15 protein-coding genes are annotated in these 19,791 nt (G+C 55.6%); 7 read left to right on the plus strand and 8 right to left on the minus strand.

The window, feature by feature from the left end; all coding sequences use genetic code 11:
• Positions 1 to 284: 284 nt before the first annotated feature.
• Positions 285 to 1,697 carry a D-serine/D-alanine/glycine transporter gene (gene cycA, locus O3S68_RS21065; RefSeq protein WP_269232395.1) on the plus strand — a complete coding sequence of 471 codons (1,413 nt, stop codon included), beginning with the start codon at positions 285 to 287 and terminating at the stop codon, positions 1,695 to 1,697.
• A 61-nt stretch (positions 1,698 to 1,758) separates the two neighbouring features.
• Here the strand turns inward: cycA and ytfE are convergent, their stop codons facing one another.
• Positions 1,759 to 2,421 (minus strand): iron-sulfur cluster repair protein YtfE, encoded by a 663-nt coding sequence (gene ytfE / locus O3S68_RS21070; RefSeq protein ID WP_020456257.1) that lies wholly within the window; start codon positions 2,419 to 2,421, stop codon positions 1,759 to 1,761.
• A 273-nt stretch (positions 2,422 to 2,694) separates the two neighbouring features.
• Between ytfE and O3S68_RS21075 the strand changes: the two genes are divergently transcribed.
• A complete protein-coding gene (locus O3S68_RS21075; RefSeq protein WP_269232396.1) occupies positions 2,695 to 4,350 on the plus strand; it encodes a methyl-accepting chemotaxis protein in 1,656 nt (551 codons plus the stop codon).
• Between the two features lie 194 nt (positions 4,351 to 4,544).
• Here the strand turns inward: O3S68_RS21075 and O3S68_RS21080 are convergent, their stop codons facing one another.
• The 3 genes from O3S68_RS21080 to O3S68_RS21090 all read right to left on the minus strand — a co-directional run bounded on the left by O3S68_RS21080 (position 4,545) and on the right by O3S68_RS21090 (position 7,340).
• Positions 4,545 to 5,510 carry a DMT family transporter gene (locus O3S68_RS21080; RefSeq protein WP_269232440.1) on the minus strand — a complete coding sequence of 322 codons (966 nt, stop codon included), beginning with the start codon at positions 5,508 to 5,510 and terminating at the stop codon, positions 4,545 to 4,547.
• 75 nt (positions 5,511 to 5,585) lie between these two features.
• The gene (locus tag O3S68_RS21085; RefSeq protein WP_020456261.1) at positions 5,586 to 6,410 is read right to left on the minus strand and encodes an AraC family transcriptional regulator; all 825 of its coding nucleotides are present in this window, start codon (positions 6,408 to 6,410) and stop codon (positions 5,586 to 5,588) included.
• An 81-nt stretch (positions 6,411 to 6,491) separates the two neighbouring features.
• Positions 6,492 to 7,340 (minus strand): SDR family oxidoreductase, encoded by an 849-nt coding sequence (locus tag O3S68_RS21090; protein WP_045513699.1) that lies wholly within the window; start codon positions 7,338 to 7,340, stop codon positions 6,492 to 6,494.
• An 85-nt stretch (positions 7,341 to 7,425) separates the two neighbouring features.
• On the opposite strand from O3S68_RS21090, the gene O3S68_RS21095 reads away from it, so the two are divergent.
• Positions 7,426 to 7,836: a winged helix-turn-helix transcriptional regulator gene (locus O3S68_RS21095; protein WP_045513697.1), complete on the plus strand. Its 411-nt coding sequence runs from the start codon at positions 7,426 to 7,428 to the stop codon at positions 7,834 to 7,836.
• Here O3S68_RS21095 and O3S68_RS21100 read toward each other — a convergent pair whose 3' ends face one another.
• Positions 7,837 to 9,780, minus strand: a complete 1,944-nt coding sequence (locus tag O3S68_RS21100; RefSeq protein WP_269232397.1) for a bifunctional 2',3'-cyclic-nucleotide 2'-phosphodiesterase/3'-nucleotidase — start codon at positions 9,778 to 9,780, stop codon at positions 7,837 to 7,839.
• Between the two features lie 189 nt (positions 9,781 to 9,969).
• Between O3S68_RS21100 and cysQ the strand changes: the two genes are divergently transcribed.
• On the plus strand, positions 9,970 to 10,710 hold the full coding sequence (cysQ, locus tag O3S68_RS21105) for a 3'(2'),5'-bisphosphate nucleotidase CysQ (protein WP_045513692.1): 741 nt from the start codon (positions 9,970 to 9,972) through the stop codon (positions 10,708 to 10,710).
• On the opposite strand, the gene O3S68_RS21110 is transcribed toward cysQ, so the two are convergent.
• Positions 10,704 to 11,261 carry a YtfJ family protein gene (locus O3S68_RS21110; protein WP_017459133.1) on the minus strand — a complete coding sequence of 186 codons (558 nt, stop codon included), beginning with the start codon at positions 11,259 to 11,261 and terminating at the stop codon, positions 10,704 to 10,706. The genes cysQ and O3S68_RS21110 overlap by 7 nt on opposite strands.
• Positions 11,262 to 11,596: 335 nt before the next feature.
• Here O3S68_RS21110 and O3S68_RS21115 point away from each other — a divergent pair, with 335 nt between their 5' ends.
• Positions 11,597 to 11,803 (plus strand): DUF1107 domain-containing protein, encoded by a 207-nt coding sequence (locus O3S68_RS21115; RefSeq protein ID WP_004857160.1) that lies wholly within the window; start codon positions 11,597 to 11,599, stop codon positions 11,801 to 11,803.
• Positions 11,804 to 11,877: 74 nt separating this feature from the next.
• Here O3S68_RS21115 and O3S68_RS21120 read toward each other — a convergent pair whose 3' ends face one another.
• Both O3S68_RS21120 and msrA read right to left on the minus strand, forming a co-directional pair.
• On the minus strand, positions 11,878 to 13,212 hold the full coding sequence (locus O3S68_RS21120) for a hemolysin family protein (protein ID WP_020456266.1): 1,335 nt from the start codon (positions 13,210 to 13,212) through the stop codon (positions 11,878 to 11,880).
• 182 nt (positions 13,213 to 13,394) lie between these two features.
• Positions 13,395 to 14,039, minus strand: coding sequence for a peptide-methionine (S)-S-oxide reductase MsrA (gene msrA, locus O3S68_RS21125; RefSeq protein ID WP_269232398.1), 645 nt, complete (start codon positions 14,037 to 14,039; stop codon positions 13,395 to 13,397).
• Between the two features lie 245 nt (positions 14,040 to 14,284).
• Between msrA and tamA the strand changes: the two genes are divergently transcribed.
• Together tamA and tamB are read left to right on the plus strand one after the other, a co-directional pair.
• Positions 14,285 to 16,018, plus strand: coding sequence for an autotransporter assembly complex protein TamA (gene tamA / locus O3S68_RS21130; protein ID WP_045513686.1), 1,734 nt, complete (start codon positions 14,285 to 14,287; stop codon positions 16,016 to 16,018).
• Complete coding sequence (gene tamB / locus O3S68_RS21135) at positions 16,015 to 19,791, plus strand: autotransporter assembly complex protein TamB (RefSeq protein ID WP_269232399.1); 3,777 nt, start codon at positions 16,015 to 16,017, stop codon at positions 19,789 to 19,791. The genes tamA and tamB overlap by 4 nt, the downstream gene beginning before the upstream one ends.

Below are 19,791 nucleotides of genomic sequence, written 5' to 3' on the forward strand. Positions count from 1 at the left end.
CTCTTCCCGTCAGGGGAGAGGCTGCACCTGCTGCGCTGATCGTTTGTTAATAAAACCAATACCGACAGATTATCTTGCAAATGGCGCAATCGGGTGTATTTTTGTGAGCTATTTCGCGTTACCTGAGTGATATGACACTCACTTTAAACAAATATTTAACATTGTTTTTAATTCCGAGTATTCATCCCGCCGATTCTTACCTAATATCTTTGCGTCCATACAAGGGCGGAACACGCAACTAAAAAAGGCCAGTAGAGCCCCAACAACACAGACAGGAATACAACATGGTAGATCAGGTTAAAGTCGTGGCCGACGAACAGGCGTCGACTGAACAGTCGCTACGGCGAAATCTCACAAACCGGCATATTCAGCTCATCGCCATTGGCGGTGCCATCGGGACCGGGCTGTTTATGGGCTCCGGGAAAACCATCAGCCTCGCCGGTCCGTCGATCATTTTTGTCTATATGATCATCGGCTTTATGCTGTTTTTCGTCATGCGCGCCATGGGTGAATTACTGCTGTCGAATCTCGAATACAAATCCTTTAGCGACTTCGCCGCCGACCTGTTAGGCCCGTGGGCGGGGTATTTTACCGGCTGGACATACTGGTTTTGCTGGGTAGTGACCGGCATGGCCGATGTCGTCGCCATCACGGCTTACGCGCAGTTCTGGTTCCCCGGCCTTGCCGATTGGGTAGCGGCGCTGACCGTTGTCGTCGTGCTGCTGAGCCTCAATCTCGCGACGGTAAAAATGTTCGGCGAGATGGAATTCTGGTTTGCGATGATCAAAATCGTCGCCATTGTCGCGCTGATCATCGTGGGTGTGGTGATGGTGCTGATGCACTTTAAATCCCCGACCGGCGTTGAAGCTTCCTTCTCGCATCTGTGGAATGACGGCGGCTGGTTCCCGAAAGGCATCAGCGGGTTCTTTGCTGGTTTCCAGATCGCGGTGTTTGCTTTTGTGGGGATTGAGCTGGTCGGTACGACCGCAGCGGAAACCAAAGATCCGGAGAAATCCCTGCCGCGCGCCATCAACTCGATCCCGGTGCGCATCATTATGTTCTACGTTTTCGCGCTGATTGTGATCATGTCGGTGACACCGTGGAGTTCCGTGGTGGCGGATAAGAGCCCGTTTGTTGAGTTGTTCGTGCTGGTGGGTATTCCGGCGGCGGCGAGCATTATCAACTTCGTAGTGCTGACATCGGCGGCGTCTTCCGCCAACAGCGGCGTCTTCTCCACCAGCCGGATGCTGTTCGGCCTGGCGCAGGATGGCGTGGCGCCGAAAGCGTTCGCTAAGCTCTCTAAACGCGCGGTACCGGCGAAAGGGCTGACCTTCTCCTGTATCTGCCTGCTGGGCGGCGTGGTGATGCTGTATGTCAATCCGAGCGCGATTGCTGCGTTCACCATGATCACCACCGTATCGGCGATCCTGTTTATGTTCGTCTGGACGATCATCCTCTGCTCGTACCTGGTGTACCGTAAGCAGCGCCCGCAGTTGCATGAAAAGTCGAACTACAAAATGCCGCTGGGCAAACTGATGTGCTGGGTATGCATGGCGTTCTTCGTCTTTGTACTGGTGCTGCTGACGCTGGAAGCAGATACCCGCCAGGCGCTGATCGTGACGCCGTTGTGGTTTGTGGTGCTGGGCGCGGGCTGGCTGTACGCGGGCAAAAAGCGTCTGGCTAACCGCCAGCCATAAAAAAAGAGCCGCGCGGCGGCTCTAAACTTCCATGAATCAGGGCGCTCTCGGGCGCCTTTATTTATTCGCCAGCGAGGGCACGCGGGAACAGATTGTTGTTTTCCAGGCTGATGTGTTCCATCAGATCGTCAATCAAGGTATTGATGCCGTTATACATCGCTTTCCAGGTGGTGCAGGCTTCCGGCGGCGGGGTGACGTTATTGGTAATGTGTTTGATCACTTCCAGCAGTTCGCCCGCTTCATCGTGCTCGCTCTCCATTACGCTTATCGGCCCCATCGCCTGCGAACCCATACCCTGTTTGATCATCGGGAACAGGATCTGCTCCTCTTTCATCATGTGGCTGGAAAGCTCTTCATGCAGCATGGTCAGGTATTTGGTTAAACCGCGCGGCACGTTCGGTTTATCGGCGTGGACGCGCTCGACTTTGGTGGCCTGCAGGATCAGTTCCGGCAGTTGTTCGCGGTGACGGTCATGGTAACGCACGATAATGTGGTCAATGATTTCCGCCAGCCCCGCCACGCGCCAGTCTTTCTCAATCGGCTGCTCGGCAAGCGTCGCCAGCTCGGCTTCGATGACGTCAATATCCAGCTCTTTGCGGGCCGCAGAACGTCCCAGCGTCTGCTTACCGCCGCAGCAGTAATCCATATCATATTTACGGAACAGTGCGGAGGCGCGGGGGATAGAGAGCGCCAGCTCACCCAGGGGTTGATCGCGGAAAGCCATAGCAGTTACCTCATGTGTAATTTATAAGATGCATTTTAAATGCATCTTTAAGCCGATGATATACCCCTTTTGGGGTGGCGGAAATCGCCTTATTCCTTTCTTACACGAAAAACTGTGATATTCATCACAAAAAATCTTACGAATTTAACATGTTGAATAGCGGTGTTTTTATTGGAAATTACTGGATTGCGACTTGCATCACAATTAAACAACTTCGCTTCGCTGCCGATACCAAGACTCCAGACAATATCCTGCACGCTATAAAGGCTTACAATGTTCAAAAGAATAAAAGTTATTACTTTATTAATCATGGTATTACTTGTACTTGGTGCAATGCAGCTGATCTCCGCTGGCGTGTTCATCAGTGCGCTTAATAACGATAAAAACAACTTCAACGTTTCTCAGGTTTCCAGCCAGAACGTTTCCGAATTTACCGATGCCTGGATCAGCCTTAACCAGGCGCGTGTGACGCTGAACCGCGGCATGCTGCGTCTGCAAAGCAGCACCGCCAGCCAGATTAATGGCGGTCAGCTTAATGAACTGGCGCAAACGGCCACCAACTTGCTGAACCAGGCGCAACAGCATTTCGAGAAGTACAAAACCATTCCGGACACGCCAGGGCTGGATAAAGCGCTGTCGAAAGATCTGGAAACGCAATACGGCATCTACCATGCGACGTTGACAGAGATGAACCGTCTGCTGCTCGCCGGTAGTCTGGAAGATATGTTCCGCCAGAACGCCGAAGCGAAACAAGTTGCCATGCAGAAGAGCTATCGCGCGTGGCGCGATGCGCAAACCGTACTGGCGAGTGAAGGGATCGTCCAGAATGAACGCGATTACCAGCGTATCCTGTGGATCCTCGGTACGGTGATGCTGGTCGTGCTGGCAGTGATCGTCATGAGCTGGGTTGCGATGCAGCGCGTCCTGCTGAAGCCGTTGCATGAGGTGATGAGCCATATCCGCCACATCGCAAGCGGCGATTTGACGCATGACATTGATGCCGAAGGCAAAAACGAAATGGCGCTGCTGGCGCAGAATGTGCAGGAAATGCAGCAGTCGCTGGTGAAAACCGTCAGCGTAGTGCGCGACGGCGCCGATACCATTTACACCGGCGCGGGTGAAATTTCCGCTGGCAGTAACGATCTCTCTTCACGCACCGAGCAGCAAGCCGCGTCGCTGGAAGAGACCGCCGCCAGCATGGAGCAGCTTACTGCCACGGTGAAACAGAACGCCGACAACGCCCGTCAGGCAACGCAACTGGCGCTGAACGCGTCCGGTACCGCGAAGAAAGGTGGGGAAGTGGTAGATGGTGTGGTGCGCACCATGGATGAGATTGCCACCAGTTCCAGCAAAATCGCGCAAATCACCAACGTGATTGACGGTATCGCCTTCCAGACCAACATCCTGGCGCTGAACGCCGCCGTTGAAGCGGCCCGTGCGGGCGAGCAGGGCCGAGGCTTTGCCGTGGTGGCGGGCGAAGTGCGTACCCTGGCGCAGCGCAGTGCGCAGGCAGCAAAAGAGATTAAAGGGCTGATTGAAGACTCTGGTAATCGTGTCAATGCGGGTGCCGCCCTGGTGCATGAAGCCGGGGAAACCATGGCTGAAATCGTCAGCGCCGTCACGCGCGTGACCGACATCATGGGCGAAATCTCGTCTGCTTCTGACGAGCAGAGTCGTGGTATCGATCAGGTAGGCCAGGCCGTTGCCGAGATGGACCGCGTTACCCAGCAGAACGCCTCGCTGGTAGAAGAGTCTGCGGCTGCCGCTGCAGCACTGGAAGAGCAGGCCGCGCGCTTGACTGAAACCGTGGCGGTATTCAAGGTCAACCGTACGCGCAGCGCACGCCGTCCGGCGTTAGTCACGCCAGTCAGCAAACCGCAGGCCAAAGCGACGGAAAGCTTCAGCGAAGCCAACTGGGAAACGTTCTGATAACGGTTGCGTCGCTCTCCCGAAACCCGGCATATGCCGGGTTTTTTTATGCCCATTTGAAAACCACAGGCGGGGGAGGCACTCAGCGGCACAGAGTGGCAGTGCCTGATTGTGTGGCATTCACTCTTACCGAACGGCCCGACGCCTGATTTTCACGCCGCGTGTCGGCGAGAAAGCACTACGAATGCGGCGGTTTATTCGGTCCTTAGTGCGGTGATGCTGGCTTTTTCCGGCTTCGACAGTACCGCCATCAACACGCCGCCGACCAGCAAGGCAATACCGCAGACGGTGAGCAGCGGCGGCAGGCTTTGGCGCAGCACAAAGGTATAGAGCAGCCCGGCCAGGGTTTCAAAGACAATCAACGGGCCGACAATCACCGTCGGTAAGCGCTGGCTGGCAATGTTCCAGCACAACGCGCCCACCCACGAGCAGAGCACCGCAATGGTGAACATCAGCGTAATAAACATCAGCGGACGTGGGCCGAAGGGCAGGGTGAAATCCGGTTGCTGAACACCAAGCCACAGGCACGCCGCAATATAGCCCACCAGTGACACCGGTAGCGTCACCAGCGCTTGTGCCGTGGCCCACATCATCGGGTTTTTGTCCGGGTTTTCCCGCAGCCAGCGGGCATTGCGTAGCGCATACCAGGCCCAACAGGCGACCGAAGTGAAAGCCAGCACAATACCGGAACCGTAGCGCCAGCCGCTGAAATTCGGCAGCCCGTGGCGCAGTTCGGCGATATTGACGCAGCCTAACCCAAGCGCAATGCAGAGTAGCGCGGGAGCCAGCCGCCGCCATGCGAGTTTGCCGTCACGCTGGCTATAGAGCAGGTTAGCGCATACCGGGATCACCACCGGCAGCGTGGCGATAATCATCGTCGACACCGGCGCGCCCGTACGCTGAATGGCGCTTGCCAGGCAGACGTAATAGACAAGGTTGCCCATGATCGTCAGCCATAAGGCTGTGAACCAGTCGCTGCGCGTAAGCTGGCGCAAACGCGCGCGACCGAGCCACGCCAGCGGCAGGGCGATAATCCCCAGCGCCAGATAGCGCCCGGTGGATTGCAGCGCCGCCGGATAATCCGGCACGATCAACGGCCCGACAAAAATAAGCCCCCAAAATAGCCCGGCGAGCAGGGCATACAACACACCACTAATCATCATTCCACCTGCGTTTACATCGGCAGCGGACAGTGTAGGAGAGCGACGGGCGGGAATATTGTATGAGATTGCGCATTAACGGCGCGTAACCTGCTTTTGGTAACGCACCGGCGTGATGCCGTAGCGGTGTGTAAACGCGCGGGTCAGGTGTGATTGATCGGTGAGGCCGGTAACGGCGGCGACATCGGCGGCGGGCATGCCCTGAGTCAGAAACGATTTGGCGCGCCACAGGCGGATCGCCATCAGCATCTGATGCGGGGTGACATGAAAATGCGCCTTGAACTGGCGTTGAAAATGGTACGGGCTGAGCGCCGCGACTTTCGCCAGCTCGTCGAGCGTCAGGCTGTGCATATAGTTGTCATGCAGGTAATCGCGCACGCGCTCAAACCGGTGCGCGCCTTCCGGGCGCTGCGGCGCATGGTGCGCCAGCGGACGGAAGGTATCGATAAGATCCAGCAAAATTCCCTGTTGCGCCAGCGGATCGTCGGTGTGCCACAAGCCGTGGATCTGTGCGCAGATCTGCCGGGTGCGCAGCGGATCGTGACGCATCACATCGCTAAACCACCAGTGGCGGATCCCGGTGACCTCTTCGAGCAGTTCGGGCTCAAGATAAACCATGCGATAGCGCCAGCCGTCGGCGGTTTCCGCCTCGCCGGTGTGCAGCTCGTCAGGGTTCATGGTGACCACGGAATGCATCGGCGCGACATACTGCGTACCGCGATAACGAAAGCGTTCGGCACCGGCTTCGATAGCGCCAATACCAAACGCTTCATGAGTGTGCGGCTCAAAGGCGTAACGCGAAATATGCGCGTGGTACAGCTCCACCCCCGGCAGTAACGCCAGGTGGCGAAAGCGCGCGCAATCTCGCTCGTCAGTAAACTGTTCGGGTACGCCTTCCACGGTCTCTCTCCACACGGGTCATCCCTTCATTATTAGGGATGACCCGGCGGGAGGCTACAAAAATTAACCACTTTGTAACCTTTACAGGAGGTCGTTGACGCTCTTTTCAATCGACGTGGTCGGGCGGCCAATCAATTTGCTGAGCGTTTTACTGTCATCAAACAGGCCACCTTTGGCGGCACCCGCATCGGAATCCGCCAGCATGGTGGCGAGCCAGTCCGGCAGGCCAGCACCTTTCAGCGCGGCGGCGAAATCGGCTTCGCTCAGGTTCTGGTAGACCACGTTTTTACCGCTGGCTTTGCTGAGCAGCGCGGCCAGTTCAGTGAGCGTCCAGCCGTGATCACCGGCCAGTTCATACACTTTGCCCGCATGCCCTTCTTCGCTTATTACGCGCGCGGCGGCGGCAGCGTAATCGGCGCGAGTAGCAGAGGCGATTTTGCCGTCACCGGCGGCGCCAATAAATACCCCGTGCGCCAGCGCCGCTGGTGCGCTTGCCAGGTAGTTTTCGCTATACCAGCCGTTACGCAGCAGGGTGTAAGGAATACCGGAATCGGCGAGCATTTTCTCGGTTTCAACGTGTTCAACGTGCAGGCCAAGCGGGGATTTATCGGCGTGCAGCAGGCTGGTGTAAGCAATGAATTTCACCCCGGCGGCTTTGGCGGCGTTTATCACATTGCGGTGTTGCGCGGCGCGCTGGCCCACTTCGCTACTGGAGATCAGCAGCAGCTTGTTCACGCCTGCTAACGCCTGGGTTAACGCGGCCTGGTCGCCATAATCGGCCTGGCGCACCAGTACGCCTTGTTTGCTGAGCGCTTCGGCTTTCGCCGGGTTACGGACGATAGCGACAATCTCTTTTGCCGCCACGGTTTTCAGCAGCTCTTCTACCACAAACTGGCCCAGTTGGCCGGTCGCGCCGGTGAGTGCGATCATGAGTATTCTCCTTCGGTGTTCGGTGAGTGTTGTGGTACGCTAACACCTTAACTAACTTTTAGTAAGTACGTACAAAAAGGTAAGTATGAAAACGCAACTCCGACCGCAAACGTTGAGTGAACAGATGCGCGACGGCAATCTGTTCGCCGAGCAGTGTCCCTCGCGGGATGTTCTGAAACACGTCACCAGCCGCTGGGGCGTGCTGATACTGGTGGCGCTACGCGAGGGCACTCACCGCTTTAGCGATTTGCGCCGCAAAATGGGCGGCGTCAGTGAAAAGATGCTGGCGCAGAGCCTGCAATGGCTGGAGCAGGATGGTTTTATTAACCGCGTGTCGTATCCCGTCGTTCCGCCGCATGTTGAATATAGTCTGACCCCGCTGGGTGAGCAGGTCAGCGAGAAGGTCGCGGCGCTTGCCGACTGGATCGAGCTGAATATCGAGCAGGTACTGGCCTTCCGCGATGAACGGGAAGGCCAGCAGGCATTGGTGGAATAATTATTTGTTTAGCTGGATGTTATAGATAGCAAAGCCGATATCGTCATTGGCGACTTTCGCCATCGGGTAGCGAGCTTTCTCTTTGATAAACGCGGCGGCTTTGTCCGTGGGCGCGGTTTCAAAACGAATATCCAGCTTCGCGTCGCTGTGGATTGGTGCCAGTTGCCAGTTGTTGTCGGCAGCCGGATGGATTTCCCCTTTCTGTTTGGTTTCATCGCTTATCCATTTCGCCAGCACCGCGCGGTTTTCATCCGGCGAGGCAAAAGCGATATGGCTGTCGCCGGTACCGGCAAACTTGCCGCCGTAGGCGCGGTAGTTATTGGTCGCCACAAGGAACACGGCGTTCGGATCAATCGGCTTGCCGTTAAAGGTCAGATTCTTAATGCGTTCCGCCTGCGGGTTAACGCTCTGGCATTCGCCGTCGTAGCGCGCCGGTTGCGTGACATCAATCTGGTAGTTCACACCATCGATCACATCGAAGTTATAGGTGCGGAAACCGTCCCAGTTGATCAGGCTTTGCGGCTTATCGCTGTGCGGATCGATCTGGTTAAACTGACCGGCGGAGCACTCCAGCCACTCTTTAACCTCTTTACCGGTCGCTTTCACCACCACCAGCGTGTTCGGGTAGAGGTACAAATCGGCGGCATTGCGGAAGGTTAACTGGCCTTTTTCCACTTCGACATAACTGGCGGGATCGTTTTTGCGACCGCCCACTTTAAACGGCGCGGCAGCGGAAAGCACCGGCAGTTTCGCCAGATCCGGATCGCCCTGAATAAAGTGTTCGACATAGGCTTTCTGCGCATTGTTCACCACCTGCACGGTCGGATCGTCCTGCACCAGCGCCAGGTAGCTGTACATGTTGTCGGCAGATTTGCCGATCGGCTTGCTGACAAACTCGCGGGTGGCGTCGTGATCGTGTTTGAGGATCTGCACCAGTTTAGTGTCCTCGCCAACGAGGGCTTTTTTCGCCGCGGCGTCATAAATCGGGCGCGCTTCGGCTTTGGATTCGCGTACCTGCCATTTGCCAGAATCATTGTTCAGCACCAGATCGACCACGCCAAGATGATCGCCCCACATGCCCGGCATCACGGACGGAATACCGTTCAACGTTCCTTTCTGGATATCCGCGCCTTTTATCGCCGCGAAATCTTTACCCGGGAAAACAGCGTGAGCGTGACCAAACAGGATCGCATCAACGCCTGGCACTTCGCTGAGGTAATAAACGGAGTTTTCCGCCATCGCCTGATACGGCTCCGCCGACAGCCCGGAGTGTGCGACCACGACCACCAGATCGGCCCCTTTGGCGCGCATTTCCGGCACATATTTACGCGCGGTTTCGGTGATGTCGTTCACCGTCACTTTGCCGCTCAGGTTGGCTTTATCCCAGACCATGATCTGCGGCGGTACAAAGCCGATATAACCGATGCGCAGCGTGTGCGTTTTGCCGTCGCTGTCGGTGACCGGCGTCTCTTTGATTAAGTAAGGCGTGAACAGCGGTTTTTTGCTTTTCGCATCAATGATATTGGCGTTCACATAGGGGAATTTCGCGCCAGCCAGCGCCTTGTGCAGGTAATCCAGACCGTAGTTAAATTCGTGGTTGCCCAGGTTACCGACGGCGTAATCAAGGGTGTTCATCGCTTTATACACCGGGTGAACTTCCCCGGCTTTTAGCCCTTTCGCCGCCATGTAATCGCCCAACGGGCTGCCCTGGATTAAGTCACCGTTATCCACCAGCACGCTGTTTTTGACTTCATTTCGCGCGGCGTTAATCAGGCTTGCGGTGCGTACCAGGCCGAATTTTTCCGTCGCCGTGTCTTTGTAGTAATCAAAATCCATCATGTTGCTATGCAAATCAGTGGTTTCCAGAATACGTAAATCCACCGTTGCAGCCTGCACGCTGGCCGCAATCAGCGTGGCCAGAAGCGTTGCACTAAACTTAATCATCAGAGGCATCCTTTTTCGATCTAAGCCACAAAAGAAAGTGTTATGTACATTTTGTTGCTTACAGAATTGTGAATACTGCCATAAAAGCGCGCAAAGAAAACGCAATCGCTATCACAGATGGCAGATTCCGCCGCAATACGATATAAGTAAAACAATGAGTTACAAACCACTGAACAGAAGAGGTGGAAAATGTTAGATGCAATTTGCCAGCTCGCGCGCGAAGCGGGCGATGCCATTATGCAGGTCTACGACGGGCATAAGCCGATGGAAGTCACCAGCAAAGTGGATGACTCACCGGTGACGGCCGCCGATATTGCCGCACACGGGGTGATTGTGCGCGGTTTACAGGCGTTGACGCCGGACATTCCGGTGCTGTCAGAAGAAGATCCGCCCTCCTGGGAAGTTCGCCAGACATGGGGGCGTTACTGGCTGGTGGATCCGCTGGACGGCACCAAAGAGTTCATCAAGCGTAACGGCGAGTTTACCGTCAATATCGCCCTGATTGAGAACGGAAAACCGGTGCTTGGCGTGGTTTACGCGCCGGTGCTTAATGTGATGTATTCCGCCGCAGAAGGGAAGGCGTGGAAAGATGAGGCGGGGCATCATCAGCAGATTCAGGTACGCGATGCGCGTCCGCCGCTGGTGGTGGTGAGCCGCTCACATGCAGATGATGAACTGAAAGAGTATTTACAGCATCTTGGTGAACACCAGACCACCGCCATTGGCTCTTCGCTGAAGTTTTGCCTGGTGGCAGAAGGCAAAGCGCAGCTTTACCCGCGCTTTGGGCCAACCAGCGTCTGGGACACCGCGGCAGGCCATGCGGTGGCGGTCGCCGCCGGGGCACATGTTCACGACTGGCAGGGGCGCACTCTGGATTACACCCCGCGTGAATCTTTCCTTAACCCCGGCTTTCGGGTCTCGCTCTACTGATTAAGCAGTTTGTGCAGCAGGTCGATGACTTGCTGCACCTCTTGCTGGCTCAGCCCGCCATCTTTTGCGTACTGTACGCGCCCGTCTTTATCCAGCACCACAATCGCCGAGCTCTCCTCGTCCAGCTTCCAGGCTTTGCGCGTCACGCCTTCGCTATCCACAATAAATTGTGACCACGGATAAAGCTTCTTATTGCTTTCGATACTGCTGCGCACAAACATCGCGCTGCCGGGAATGGCATCATCGGTGTTAACGATGGTGGTGGTTTGGTATTTATCGTGCGGCAGCTTTGCGGATTTGATCGCTTCAATCAGCGCGGCATTCTTCTCTTTTGCTGACGTTCGACCAGCAATATGCTGCACCACTCGCACTTTGCCTGGAAGTTGAGCGCTATTCCATTTTTTATAGCTAAACTTATCGTTATCCAGTATCAACTCCCCTCTGTCGGCTATGCCCACAGGCGGCACGCGTTGGTTGTTTTCAAAATTATGGGCTGAAGCAACCAGCGGCAGTAACAGGCATGTCGCTGCCAGGATGTTACGTAGGGTCATGGCGTTTCCTTATTATCTCTTGTGTTTGTGCAGGTGATCCGACCACTTGGGCTCGCGTTTTAATCATAAATGCGATCAATGCGTTTTTCCCGCAATCTGGATGCCAGTTTGCGGGCGAACGCACATAACCGTGAAAAAATGTGGGCTTATACTGCGCAGAGTAAGGTGTTGAAAAGAATATTCTGAATAATTGTCATCAAAAGGTAAATAAAGTTATTCACACTATGTATGGGTTAGGTTCTGAACTATAGTCATTGAGCATTAAAATTTGCGCTCACCTACGTTGGTCCGATTGTGGAACCGCAAGAGCGTAATGTTTCACAGGAGATACAAGAATGAAAATTTTCCAGCGTTACAACCCACTTCAGGTGGCTAAGTACGTAAAAATCCTGTTTCGTGGACGGTTGTATATCAAGGACGTTGGCGCTTTCGAGTTCGATAAGGGCAAGATCCTGATCCCGAAAGTGAAAGACAAACAGCATCTGTCTGTCATGTCTGAAGTTAACCGTCAGGTGCTGCGTTTGCAGACCGAGATGGCTTAACAGCTGTGCTATGCAGTAGTTTAAATACGATAAAAAAACGGCCCCAAAGGGGCCGTTGACATTTCTGCGACAGATTACGCCGCGCCTTTACCTTCGGCGTCCGGCAGCTTCGGCGTTAACACCGCCGCGCGGGTATCGATGCGGGTCACCAGCAGCTGATCGATGCGGTAGTTATCAATGTCCACCACCTCGAATTTGTAGCCGGAAAACTTCACCGCATCGGTGCGTTTCGGGATTTTACGCAGCATAAACATCATAAAGCCGCCGATGGTTTCGTAGTTACCGGACTGCGGGAATTCATCGATATCCAGTACGCGCATCACGTCATCAATCGGTGTGCCGCCGTCAATCAGCCACGAGTTTTCATCACGCGCGACGATCATCTCTTCCACCTGGCCGACCAGATCGCCCATCAGTGTCGTCATGACATCGTTAAGGGTGATAACGCCCACCACCAGCGCGTATTCGTTCATGATCACCGCGAAGTCTTCGCCTGCGGTTTTGAAGCTTTCCAGCGCTTCAGAGAGCGTTAATGTATCCGGAACAATCAACGTATTGCGGATCTGCACGCCGCTATTCAGCGCCATGCTCTGGTTTGCCAGCACGCGGTTGAGCAGATCTTTGGAGTCGACATAGCCGACAATGTGGTCGATATCATCGTTACAGACCAGAAACTTCGAGTGCGGATGTTCCGACACTTTCTTTTTCAGGCTCTGCTCATCTTCGTGCAGATCGAACCAAATCACGTTTTCGCGCGAGGTCATCGACGATGGCACGGTGCGCGATTCCAGTTCAAACACGTTCTCAATCAGTTCGTGTTCCTGCTTACGCAACACCCCGGCTAACGCACCGGCTTCCACCACCGCGTAAATATCGTCAGAAGTGATGTCATCTTTACGCGCCATCGGCAGCTTGAAGATGCGGAAAATGACGTTGGCCAGGCCGTTGAAAAACCAGACCAGCGGGCGGAAAACAAATAAGCAGAAGCGCATCGGGTTGATGATACGCAAAGCCACTGCTTCAGGCGCAATCATACCGATGCGTTTCGGGGTGAGATCGGCAAACAGGATGAACAACCCGGTTACCAGCGAGAACGAAATAATAAAGCTGAGCTGTTCGGCCATTTCCGGCGAAACCACGTTGATCAACATGCTGTGAAAAACGGGAGAGAACGCCGCGTCGCCGACGATACCGCCAAGAATGGCGACGGCGTTCAAGCCGATTTGCACCACGGTAAAGAACGTGCCGGGCGTTTCCTGCATTTTCAGAATGCGTTGCGCGTTGATATTGCCTTCATCGGCAAGCAGTTTGAGCTTAATTTTTCGCGATGCGGCGAGTGAAATCTCAGACAACGAGAAAAACGCACTTACCGCGATCAGACAGAGTATGACTAAGATACTGTTTAACATAATTTATCCAGCTTTTAACCGGATCCTCGGAAGGGGTTTTTGAATATCCATGTGGTAAACACTTATGAAAGCCGGCCCGAAGCGGTGGACCGGCAATTTCGAGGGGTAGTATAGCGTAAGCCTGTCGCAGGCTGCCAGAGGCTTAATTTGCACCGTTTTTCGGCGATAAAACCTTTGATATTTTAAGGGTTAAGCTGCGGTGGCAAACAAACACCAATACCGCCGATACCGCAGTAGCCGTGCGGGTTTTTATACAGATATTGCTGATGCTCATCTTCCGCGTAATAGAACGGTGTCGCAGGTTTGATTTCCGTGGTCACCTGGCGCGCGTCGCCTGCGCTGCGCATCGCTTGCTGGAAGCGCGCAAGGCTGGCTTGTGCGGCGTCGCTTTGCTCTGGCGTCAGCGGGTAAATCCCGGAACGGTACTGGGTGCCAGAATCATTACCCTGGCGCATGCCCTGCGCCGGATCGTGGTTTTCCCAGAAAACCTGCAGCAGTTTTTCATAACTCACCACCTTCGGGTCGTATACCACCCGCACCGCTTCCGCGTGGCCGGTCAGACCGGAGCAGACTTCGCGGTAGGTCGGGTTCGGCGTGTACCCGCCGGTGTAACCCGCGGCGGTGCTGTAAACACCGTCTAACTGCCAGAACAGGCGTTCCACGCCCCAAAAACAGCCCATGGCGAACAGGGCGACTTCCATCCCTTCCGGAACATGACTCATTGAATGCTCGTTAACAGCATGTAAACTGGCAACGGGCATCGGTGTATTGCGTCCGGGCAATGCATCTGATTGGTAAACAAGCTCTTTTTTATCGAACAGACTCACGGTGATACCTCCCGGAGGGGCTAATTGCGGTTAGGGTTGTGTTGCGGCCTGTGTTTTAACACAATAAACGCCATAAATCAGACTAGATTTAAACATAAGAAATTTTGGGGTAGTCGTCTGTTTTTCAACCTGTGTTAACGGGTTTTTATCGGCTTGTGTTCTGTCGTAAGGCAAAACCTGGCTCAGCGCGGAGCTGCGCTTACGTTTCCTTCCAGGGGTGGGAACAAGGATATTCAGGAGAGAACGTGCCAAAGATCCGTCTGTTATGTTTTGCCGCTTTACTGCTGGTGAGCGAAACGGCTTTCGCCGCCAATGTGCGATTGCAGCTGGAGGGGCTAACCGGGGAGCTGCAAAAAAACGTGCGCGCCCAGTTGTCCACCATTGAAAGTGATGAAGTGACCCCGGACCGCCGTTTTCAGGCGCGCGTGGATGACGCCATCCGCGAAGGGTTAAAAGCCTTAGGTTACTACGAACCCACCATCGATTTTGAACTGCGCCCGCCACCGGCGAAAGGGCGTCAGGTGCTGATTGCGCGCGTGCAGGCCGGTGAACCGGTGCGCATTGGCGGCAATAGCGTGATCCTGCGCGGCGGCGCGCGTACGGACCGCGATTATCTCGACTTACTCAAAAAACGCCCCGCTATCGGCACGGTGCTGCACCATAACGATTACGATAATTTCAAAAAATCGCTCACCAGCGTGGCGCTGCGTAAAGGCTACTTCGACAGTCAGTTTCTTAAAAGCCAGCTTGGTATTGCCCTTGAGCGCCGCCAGGCGTTCTGGGATATCGATTACGACAGCGGCCAGCGTTACCGTTTTGGTACGGTGACGTTTGAAGGCTCGCAAATCCGCGACGAATATCTGCAAAACCTGGTGCCTTTCCACAAAGGCGATTATTACCAGACGCAGGATCTGGCAGAGCTAAACCGCCGCCTGTCCGCCACCGGCTGGTTTAATTCGGTGGTGGTCGCACCAGAGTTTGATAAAGCGCGTAAAACCAAAGTGTTGCCGCTTAAAGGCGTGGTATCGCCGCGCACGGAAAACACCATTGAAACCGGGGTGGGTTACTCGACCGACGTCGGGCCGCGCGTCAAAGCAACATGGAAAAAGCCGTGGATGAACTCCTACGGCCACAGCCTGACCACCAGCACCAGCATCTCCGCGCCGGAACAGCAGCTTGATTTCAGCTACAAGATGCCGCTGCTGAAAAACCCGCTTGAACAATATTACCTGGTGCAGGGCGGCTTTAAGCGTACCGATCTGAACGATACCGAAGCGGATTCCACCACGCTCGCGCTGTCGCGCTACTGGGATCTCTCCAGCGGCTGGCAGCGCGCTATTAACCTGCGCTGGAGCCTCGATCACTTTACCCAGGCGAACGTGACCAACACCACCATGCTGCTTTACCCTGGCGTGATGATCAGCCGTACCCGCTCGCGCGGCGGCCTGATGCCAACCTGGGGGGATTCGCAGCGCTACTCGGTGGATTACTCGAATACCGCCTGGGGATCGGATGTCGACTTCCTGGTATTACAGGCGCAAAACGTCTGGATCCGCACGCTTTACGATCGCCACCGCTTTGTCATGCGCGGCAATCTGGGCTGGATCGAAACCGGGGACTTTGAGCGTGTGCCGCCGGATCTGCGCTTCTTCGCCGGGGGCGATCGCAGTATTCGCGGCTACAAATACAAATCTATCGCGCCTAAAAATGATGACGGCAAGCTGATTGGTGCCTCCAAACTGGCGACCGGTTCACTGGAGTATCAGTACAACGTCACCGGCAAATGGTGGGGGGCGGCGTTTGTCGATAGCGGCGAAGCGGTGAGCGATATCCGCCGCAGTAATGTGAAAACCGGCGCGGGTGTTGGCGTGCGCTGGGAGTCGCCGGTCGGGCCTATCAAGCTCGATTTCGCCGTACCGGTCGGTGATAAAGAAGAACACGGATTACAGTTTTACATCGGGTTGGGGCCGGAATTATGAATTTATGGAAGAAAATCAGCCTCGGCGTCCTGGTGTTTATCCTGCTGGTGCTGGGCACCGTGGTCTTTCTGGTGGGCACTACCAGCGGGCTGCATCTGTTATTTAACGCGGCCAACCGCTGGGTGCCGGGGCTGGAAATTAGCCAGGTGACCGGCGGCTGGCGCGATCTGACGTTAAAAAATATCCGTTTTACCCAGCCGGGCGTGGCGGTGAACGCGGGCGAAGTGCACCTGGCGGTGAAGCTCGGCTGCCTGCGCGACAGCAGCCTGTGCGTGAACGATCTGTCACTGAAAGATATCAATGTCGTTATCGACAGCAAAAAAATGCCGCCCGCCGCACCGGTAAAAGAGGAAGAGAGCGGGCCGCTGAACCTCTCCACGCCATACCCGATAACGCTAAGCCGGGTGGCGCTCAACAATGTCAATATTAAAATCGACGACACCACCGTTTCGGTGATGGATTTCAGCACCGGTCTGAACTGGCAGGAGAAAAACCTGACGCTGAAACCGACGTCGCTACAAGGGCTGCTGATTGCGCTGCCGAAAGTGGCCGATGTGGCGCAAAAAGAGGTCGTTGAACCGAAAATCCAGAACCCGCAGCCGCAGGAAAAACCGCTCGGCGAAACCCTAAAAGCGCTGTTTGAAAAGCCGCTGCTGCCGGAAATGACCGATGTTCATCTGCCGCTCAATCTCAACATTGAAGAGTTTCGCGGCGAACAACTGCGTCTTACCGGCGATACCGACATTCTGGTGCGCAGCCTGTTGCTGAAAGTAAGCAGTATCGACGGGCAGATGAAGCTCGACGCGCTGGATGTGGATTCCAACCAGGGGCAGGTGCGCGCCACCGGTAGTGCCCAGTTGCGCGATACCTGGCCGGTGGATATTACGCTCAATACCACGCTGAATATCGATCCGCTGAAAGGCGAGAAAGTGAAACTGAAAGTCGGCGGCGAAATGCGTAAGCAACTCGACGTTGGCGTCAATCTCTCCGGGCCGGTCGACATGGATCTGCGGGCGCAAACGCAACTGGCCGAAGCTGGTTTGCCGCTGGATCTGCAGATAACCAGCAAGCAGCTTTACTGGCCGTTTAGCGGGGAAAAACAGTACCAGGCTGATGACCTGAACCTGAAGCTTACCGGCAAAATAACCGACTATGTTTTGTCGTTTCGCACGGCGGTGAAAGGCCAGGATCTACCGCCTGCGACCATTACGCTTGATGGTAAGGGCAACGAACAGCAACTGAACCTCGATAAACTGGTTATTGCGGCGCTGGAAGGCAAAACCGAGTTAAAAGCGCTGCTCGACTGGCAGCAAGCGATTAGCTGGCGCGGTGAATTAACGCTGAAAGATATCGATACCGCAAAAGCCTTCCCGGAGTGGCCATCGAAACTGAATGGCCTGATCAAAACGCGCGGCAGCCTGTATGGCGGCAGCTGGCAAATGGAGGTGCCGGAGCTGAAACTGAGCGGCAACGTGAAGCAGAACAAGGTCAACGTTGACGGGCAGCTAAAAGGCAACAGCTATTTGCAGTGGACGATCCCCGGCCTGCACCTGGAACTGGGGAAAAACAGCGCCGATATTAAAGGCGAACTGGGGGTTAAAGATCTCAACCTTGATGCCACGATTGATGCGCCGGGGTTGAATAACGCGCTGCCAGGTCTGGGCGGCACGGCGAAAGGGCTGGTGAAAATTCGCGGTACGGTGGATGCGCCGCAGGCGCTGGCGGATATTACCGCCAATAACCTGCGCTGGCAGGATCTTTCAGTAGCTCGCGTGCGCGTCGAAGGCGATGTCAAATCCAGCGACCAGATTGGTGGCAAACTGAACGTGCGCGTGGAACGCATTGCCCAGCCAGGCGTGAACCTGAGCCTGGTGACACTGGCGGCGGACGGCAATGAGCAACAGCATAAACTCCAGTTGCGCGTGCAGGGCGAGCCGGTTTCCGGCCAGCTTAATCTGGCGGGCAGCTTTGACCGCCAGCAGCAGCGCTGGAAAGGGACACTGAGCGATACGCGCTTTGCCACGCCGGTTGGCCCGTGGTCGATTAACCGCCCGGTAACGCTGGATTACCGCAATCAGGAGCAGAAAATCGCTATCGGCCCGCACTGCTGGCTGAACCCGAACGCCGAACTCTGCATTCCGCAAACCATCGACGCAGGCGCAGAAGGGCGCGCGGTCGTGAACCTGAACCGCTTCGACCTTGCGATGCTGAAACCCTTTATGCCGGAAACCACGCAAGCAAGCGGCGTGTTCAGCGGTAAAGCGGATGTCAGCTGGGACACCACCAAAGCGGGGCTGCCACAAGGTGAAGTGACGCTCGCCGGGCGCGGTGTGAAAGTGACGCAGGTGGTAAACGACGCGCCGCTGCCGCTCGCGTTTGACACCCTTAATCTCAACGCAAAACTGCGCGATAACCGGGCCGATCTCGGCTGGTTGATCCGCCTGACCAATAACGGCCAGTTCGATGGCCAGGTGCAGGTAACCGATCCGCAAGGGCGGCGTAATCTGGGCGGCAACGTGAATATTCGCAACTTCTCGCTGGCGATGGCGAACGCCATTTTCAGCCGGGGCGAGAAAGCGGCAGGCACGTTGAATGCCAGTTTACGTCTTGGCGGCAACGTGCAAAGCCCGCAGCTGTTCGGGCAACTGGGGCTGAACGGGCTGGACATTGACGGCAACTTTATGCCGTTTGATATGCAGCCCAGCCAGCTGGCGATGAATTTCAACGGCATGAGTTCGACCTTGCAGGGCGTGGTGCGTACCGGGCAGGGGCAGATCAATCTGAGCGGCGACGCCGACTGGAGCCAAATCGATAACTGGCGCGCGCGCGTGGCAGCGAAAGGCAGCAAAGTGCGCATTACCGTGCCGCCGATGGTGCGCCTGGATGTCTCGCCGGATGTGGTATTTGAGGCGACGCCAAGCCTGTTTACGCTGGATGGCAATGTGGATGTGCCGTGGGCGCGCATTGTGGTGCATGACTTACCGGAAAGCGCGGTGGGCGTCTCCAGTGATGAAGTGATGCTGAATAACGACTTGCAGCCTGAGCAGCCAAAAAGCGCGTCGATTCCGATCAACAGCAACCTGACGGTGCATGTCGGCAACAACGTGCGGCTCAATGCATTCGGCCTGAAAGCGCGGCTGACGGGCGATCTGAAAGTCGCACAGGATAAGCAGGGGCTGGGCCTGAACGGGCAGATCAACATTCCGGAAGGGCGTTTCCATGCTTACGGCCAGGATTTGCTGGTGCGCAAAGGCGAGCTGCTGTTCTCCGGGCCGCCGGATCAGCCGATGCTGAATATCGAAGCGATTCGTAACCCGGAATCAACAGAAAACGATGTGATTGCCGGGGTTCGCGTCACCGGCACCGCCGATGAGCCGAAAGCGGAGATTTTCTCCGATCCGGCGATGTCGCAACAAGAAGCGCTCTCGTACCTGCTACGTGGTCAGGGGCTGGAGAGCGAACAGAGCGACAGTGCGGCGATGACATCGATGCTGATCGGCTTAGGGGTTGCACAAAGTGGGCAGGTTGTGGGTAAAATCGGCGAGACTTTTGGCGTCAGCAATCTGGCGCTGGACACCCAGGGCGTCGGCGACTCCTCGCAGGTGGTGGTCAGCGGCTATGTGCTACCGGGTCTACAAGTAAAATATGGTGTAGGAATTTTTGACTCACTGGCGACTCTCACGTTACGTTATCGCCTGATGCCTAAGCTGTATCTTGAAGCGGTGTCTGGCGTAGATCAGGCACTAGATTTGCTCTATCAGTTTGAGTTTTAG

The sequence above is a fragment of the Kosakonia sp. SOY2 genome (assembly GCF_027109175.1).
Classification (GTDB): Bacteria; Pseudomonadota; Gammaproteobacteria; order Enterobacterales; family Enterobacteriaceae; genus Kosakonia.

Excerpts from the sequence above, each read along its gene's own strand:
- cycA (WP_269232395.1), top strand. The coding sequence starts at position 285 with ATGGTAGATCAGGTTAAAGTCGTGGCCGACGAACAGGCGTCGACTGAA.
- ytfE (WP_020456257.1), bottom strand. The coding sequence starts at position 2,421 with ATGGCTTTCCGCGATCAACCCCTGGGTGAGCTGGCGCTCTCTATCCCC.
- O3S68_RS21075 (WP_269232396.1), top strand. The coding sequence starts at position 2,695 with ATGTTCAAAAGAATAAAAGTTATTACTTTATTAATCATGGTATTACTT.
- O3S68_RS21080 (WP_269232440.1), bottom strand. The coding sequence starts at position 5,510 with ATGATTAGTGGTGTGTTGTATGCCCTGCTCGCCGGGCTATTTTGGGGG.
- O3S68_RS21090 (WP_045513699.1), bottom strand. The coding sequence starts at position 7,340 with ATGATCGCACTCACCGGCGCGACCGGCCAACTGGGCCAGTTTGTGGTA.
- O3S68_RS21095 (WP_045513697.1), top strand. The coding sequence starts at position 7,426 with ATGAAAACGCAACTCCGACCGCAAACGTTGAGTGAACAGATGCGCGAC.
- O3S68_RS21100 (WP_269232397.1), bottom strand. The coding sequence starts at position 9,780 with ATGATTAAGTTTAGTGCAACGCTTCTGGCCACGCTGATTGCGGCCAGC.
- cysQ (WP_045513692.1), top strand. The coding sequence starts at position 9,970 with ATGTTAGATGCAATTTGCCAGCTCGCGCGCGAAGCGGGCGATGCCATT.
- O3S68_RS21110 (WP_017459133.1), bottom strand. The coding sequence starts at position 11,261 with ATGACCCTACGTAACATCCTGGCAGCGACATGCCTGTTACTGCCGCTG.
- O3S68_RS21115 (WP_004857160.1), top strand. The coding sequence starts at position 11,597 with ATGAAAATTTTCCAGCGTTACAACCCACTTCAGGTGGCTAAGTACGTA.
- O3S68_RS21120 (WP_020456266.1), bottom strand. The coding sequence starts at position 13,212 with ATGTTAAACAGTATCTTAGTCATACTCTGTCTGATCGCGGTAAGTGCG.
- tamB (WP_269232399.1), top strand. The coding sequence starts at position 16,015 with ATGAATTTATGGAAGAAAATCAGCCTCGGCGTCCTGGTGTTTATCCTG.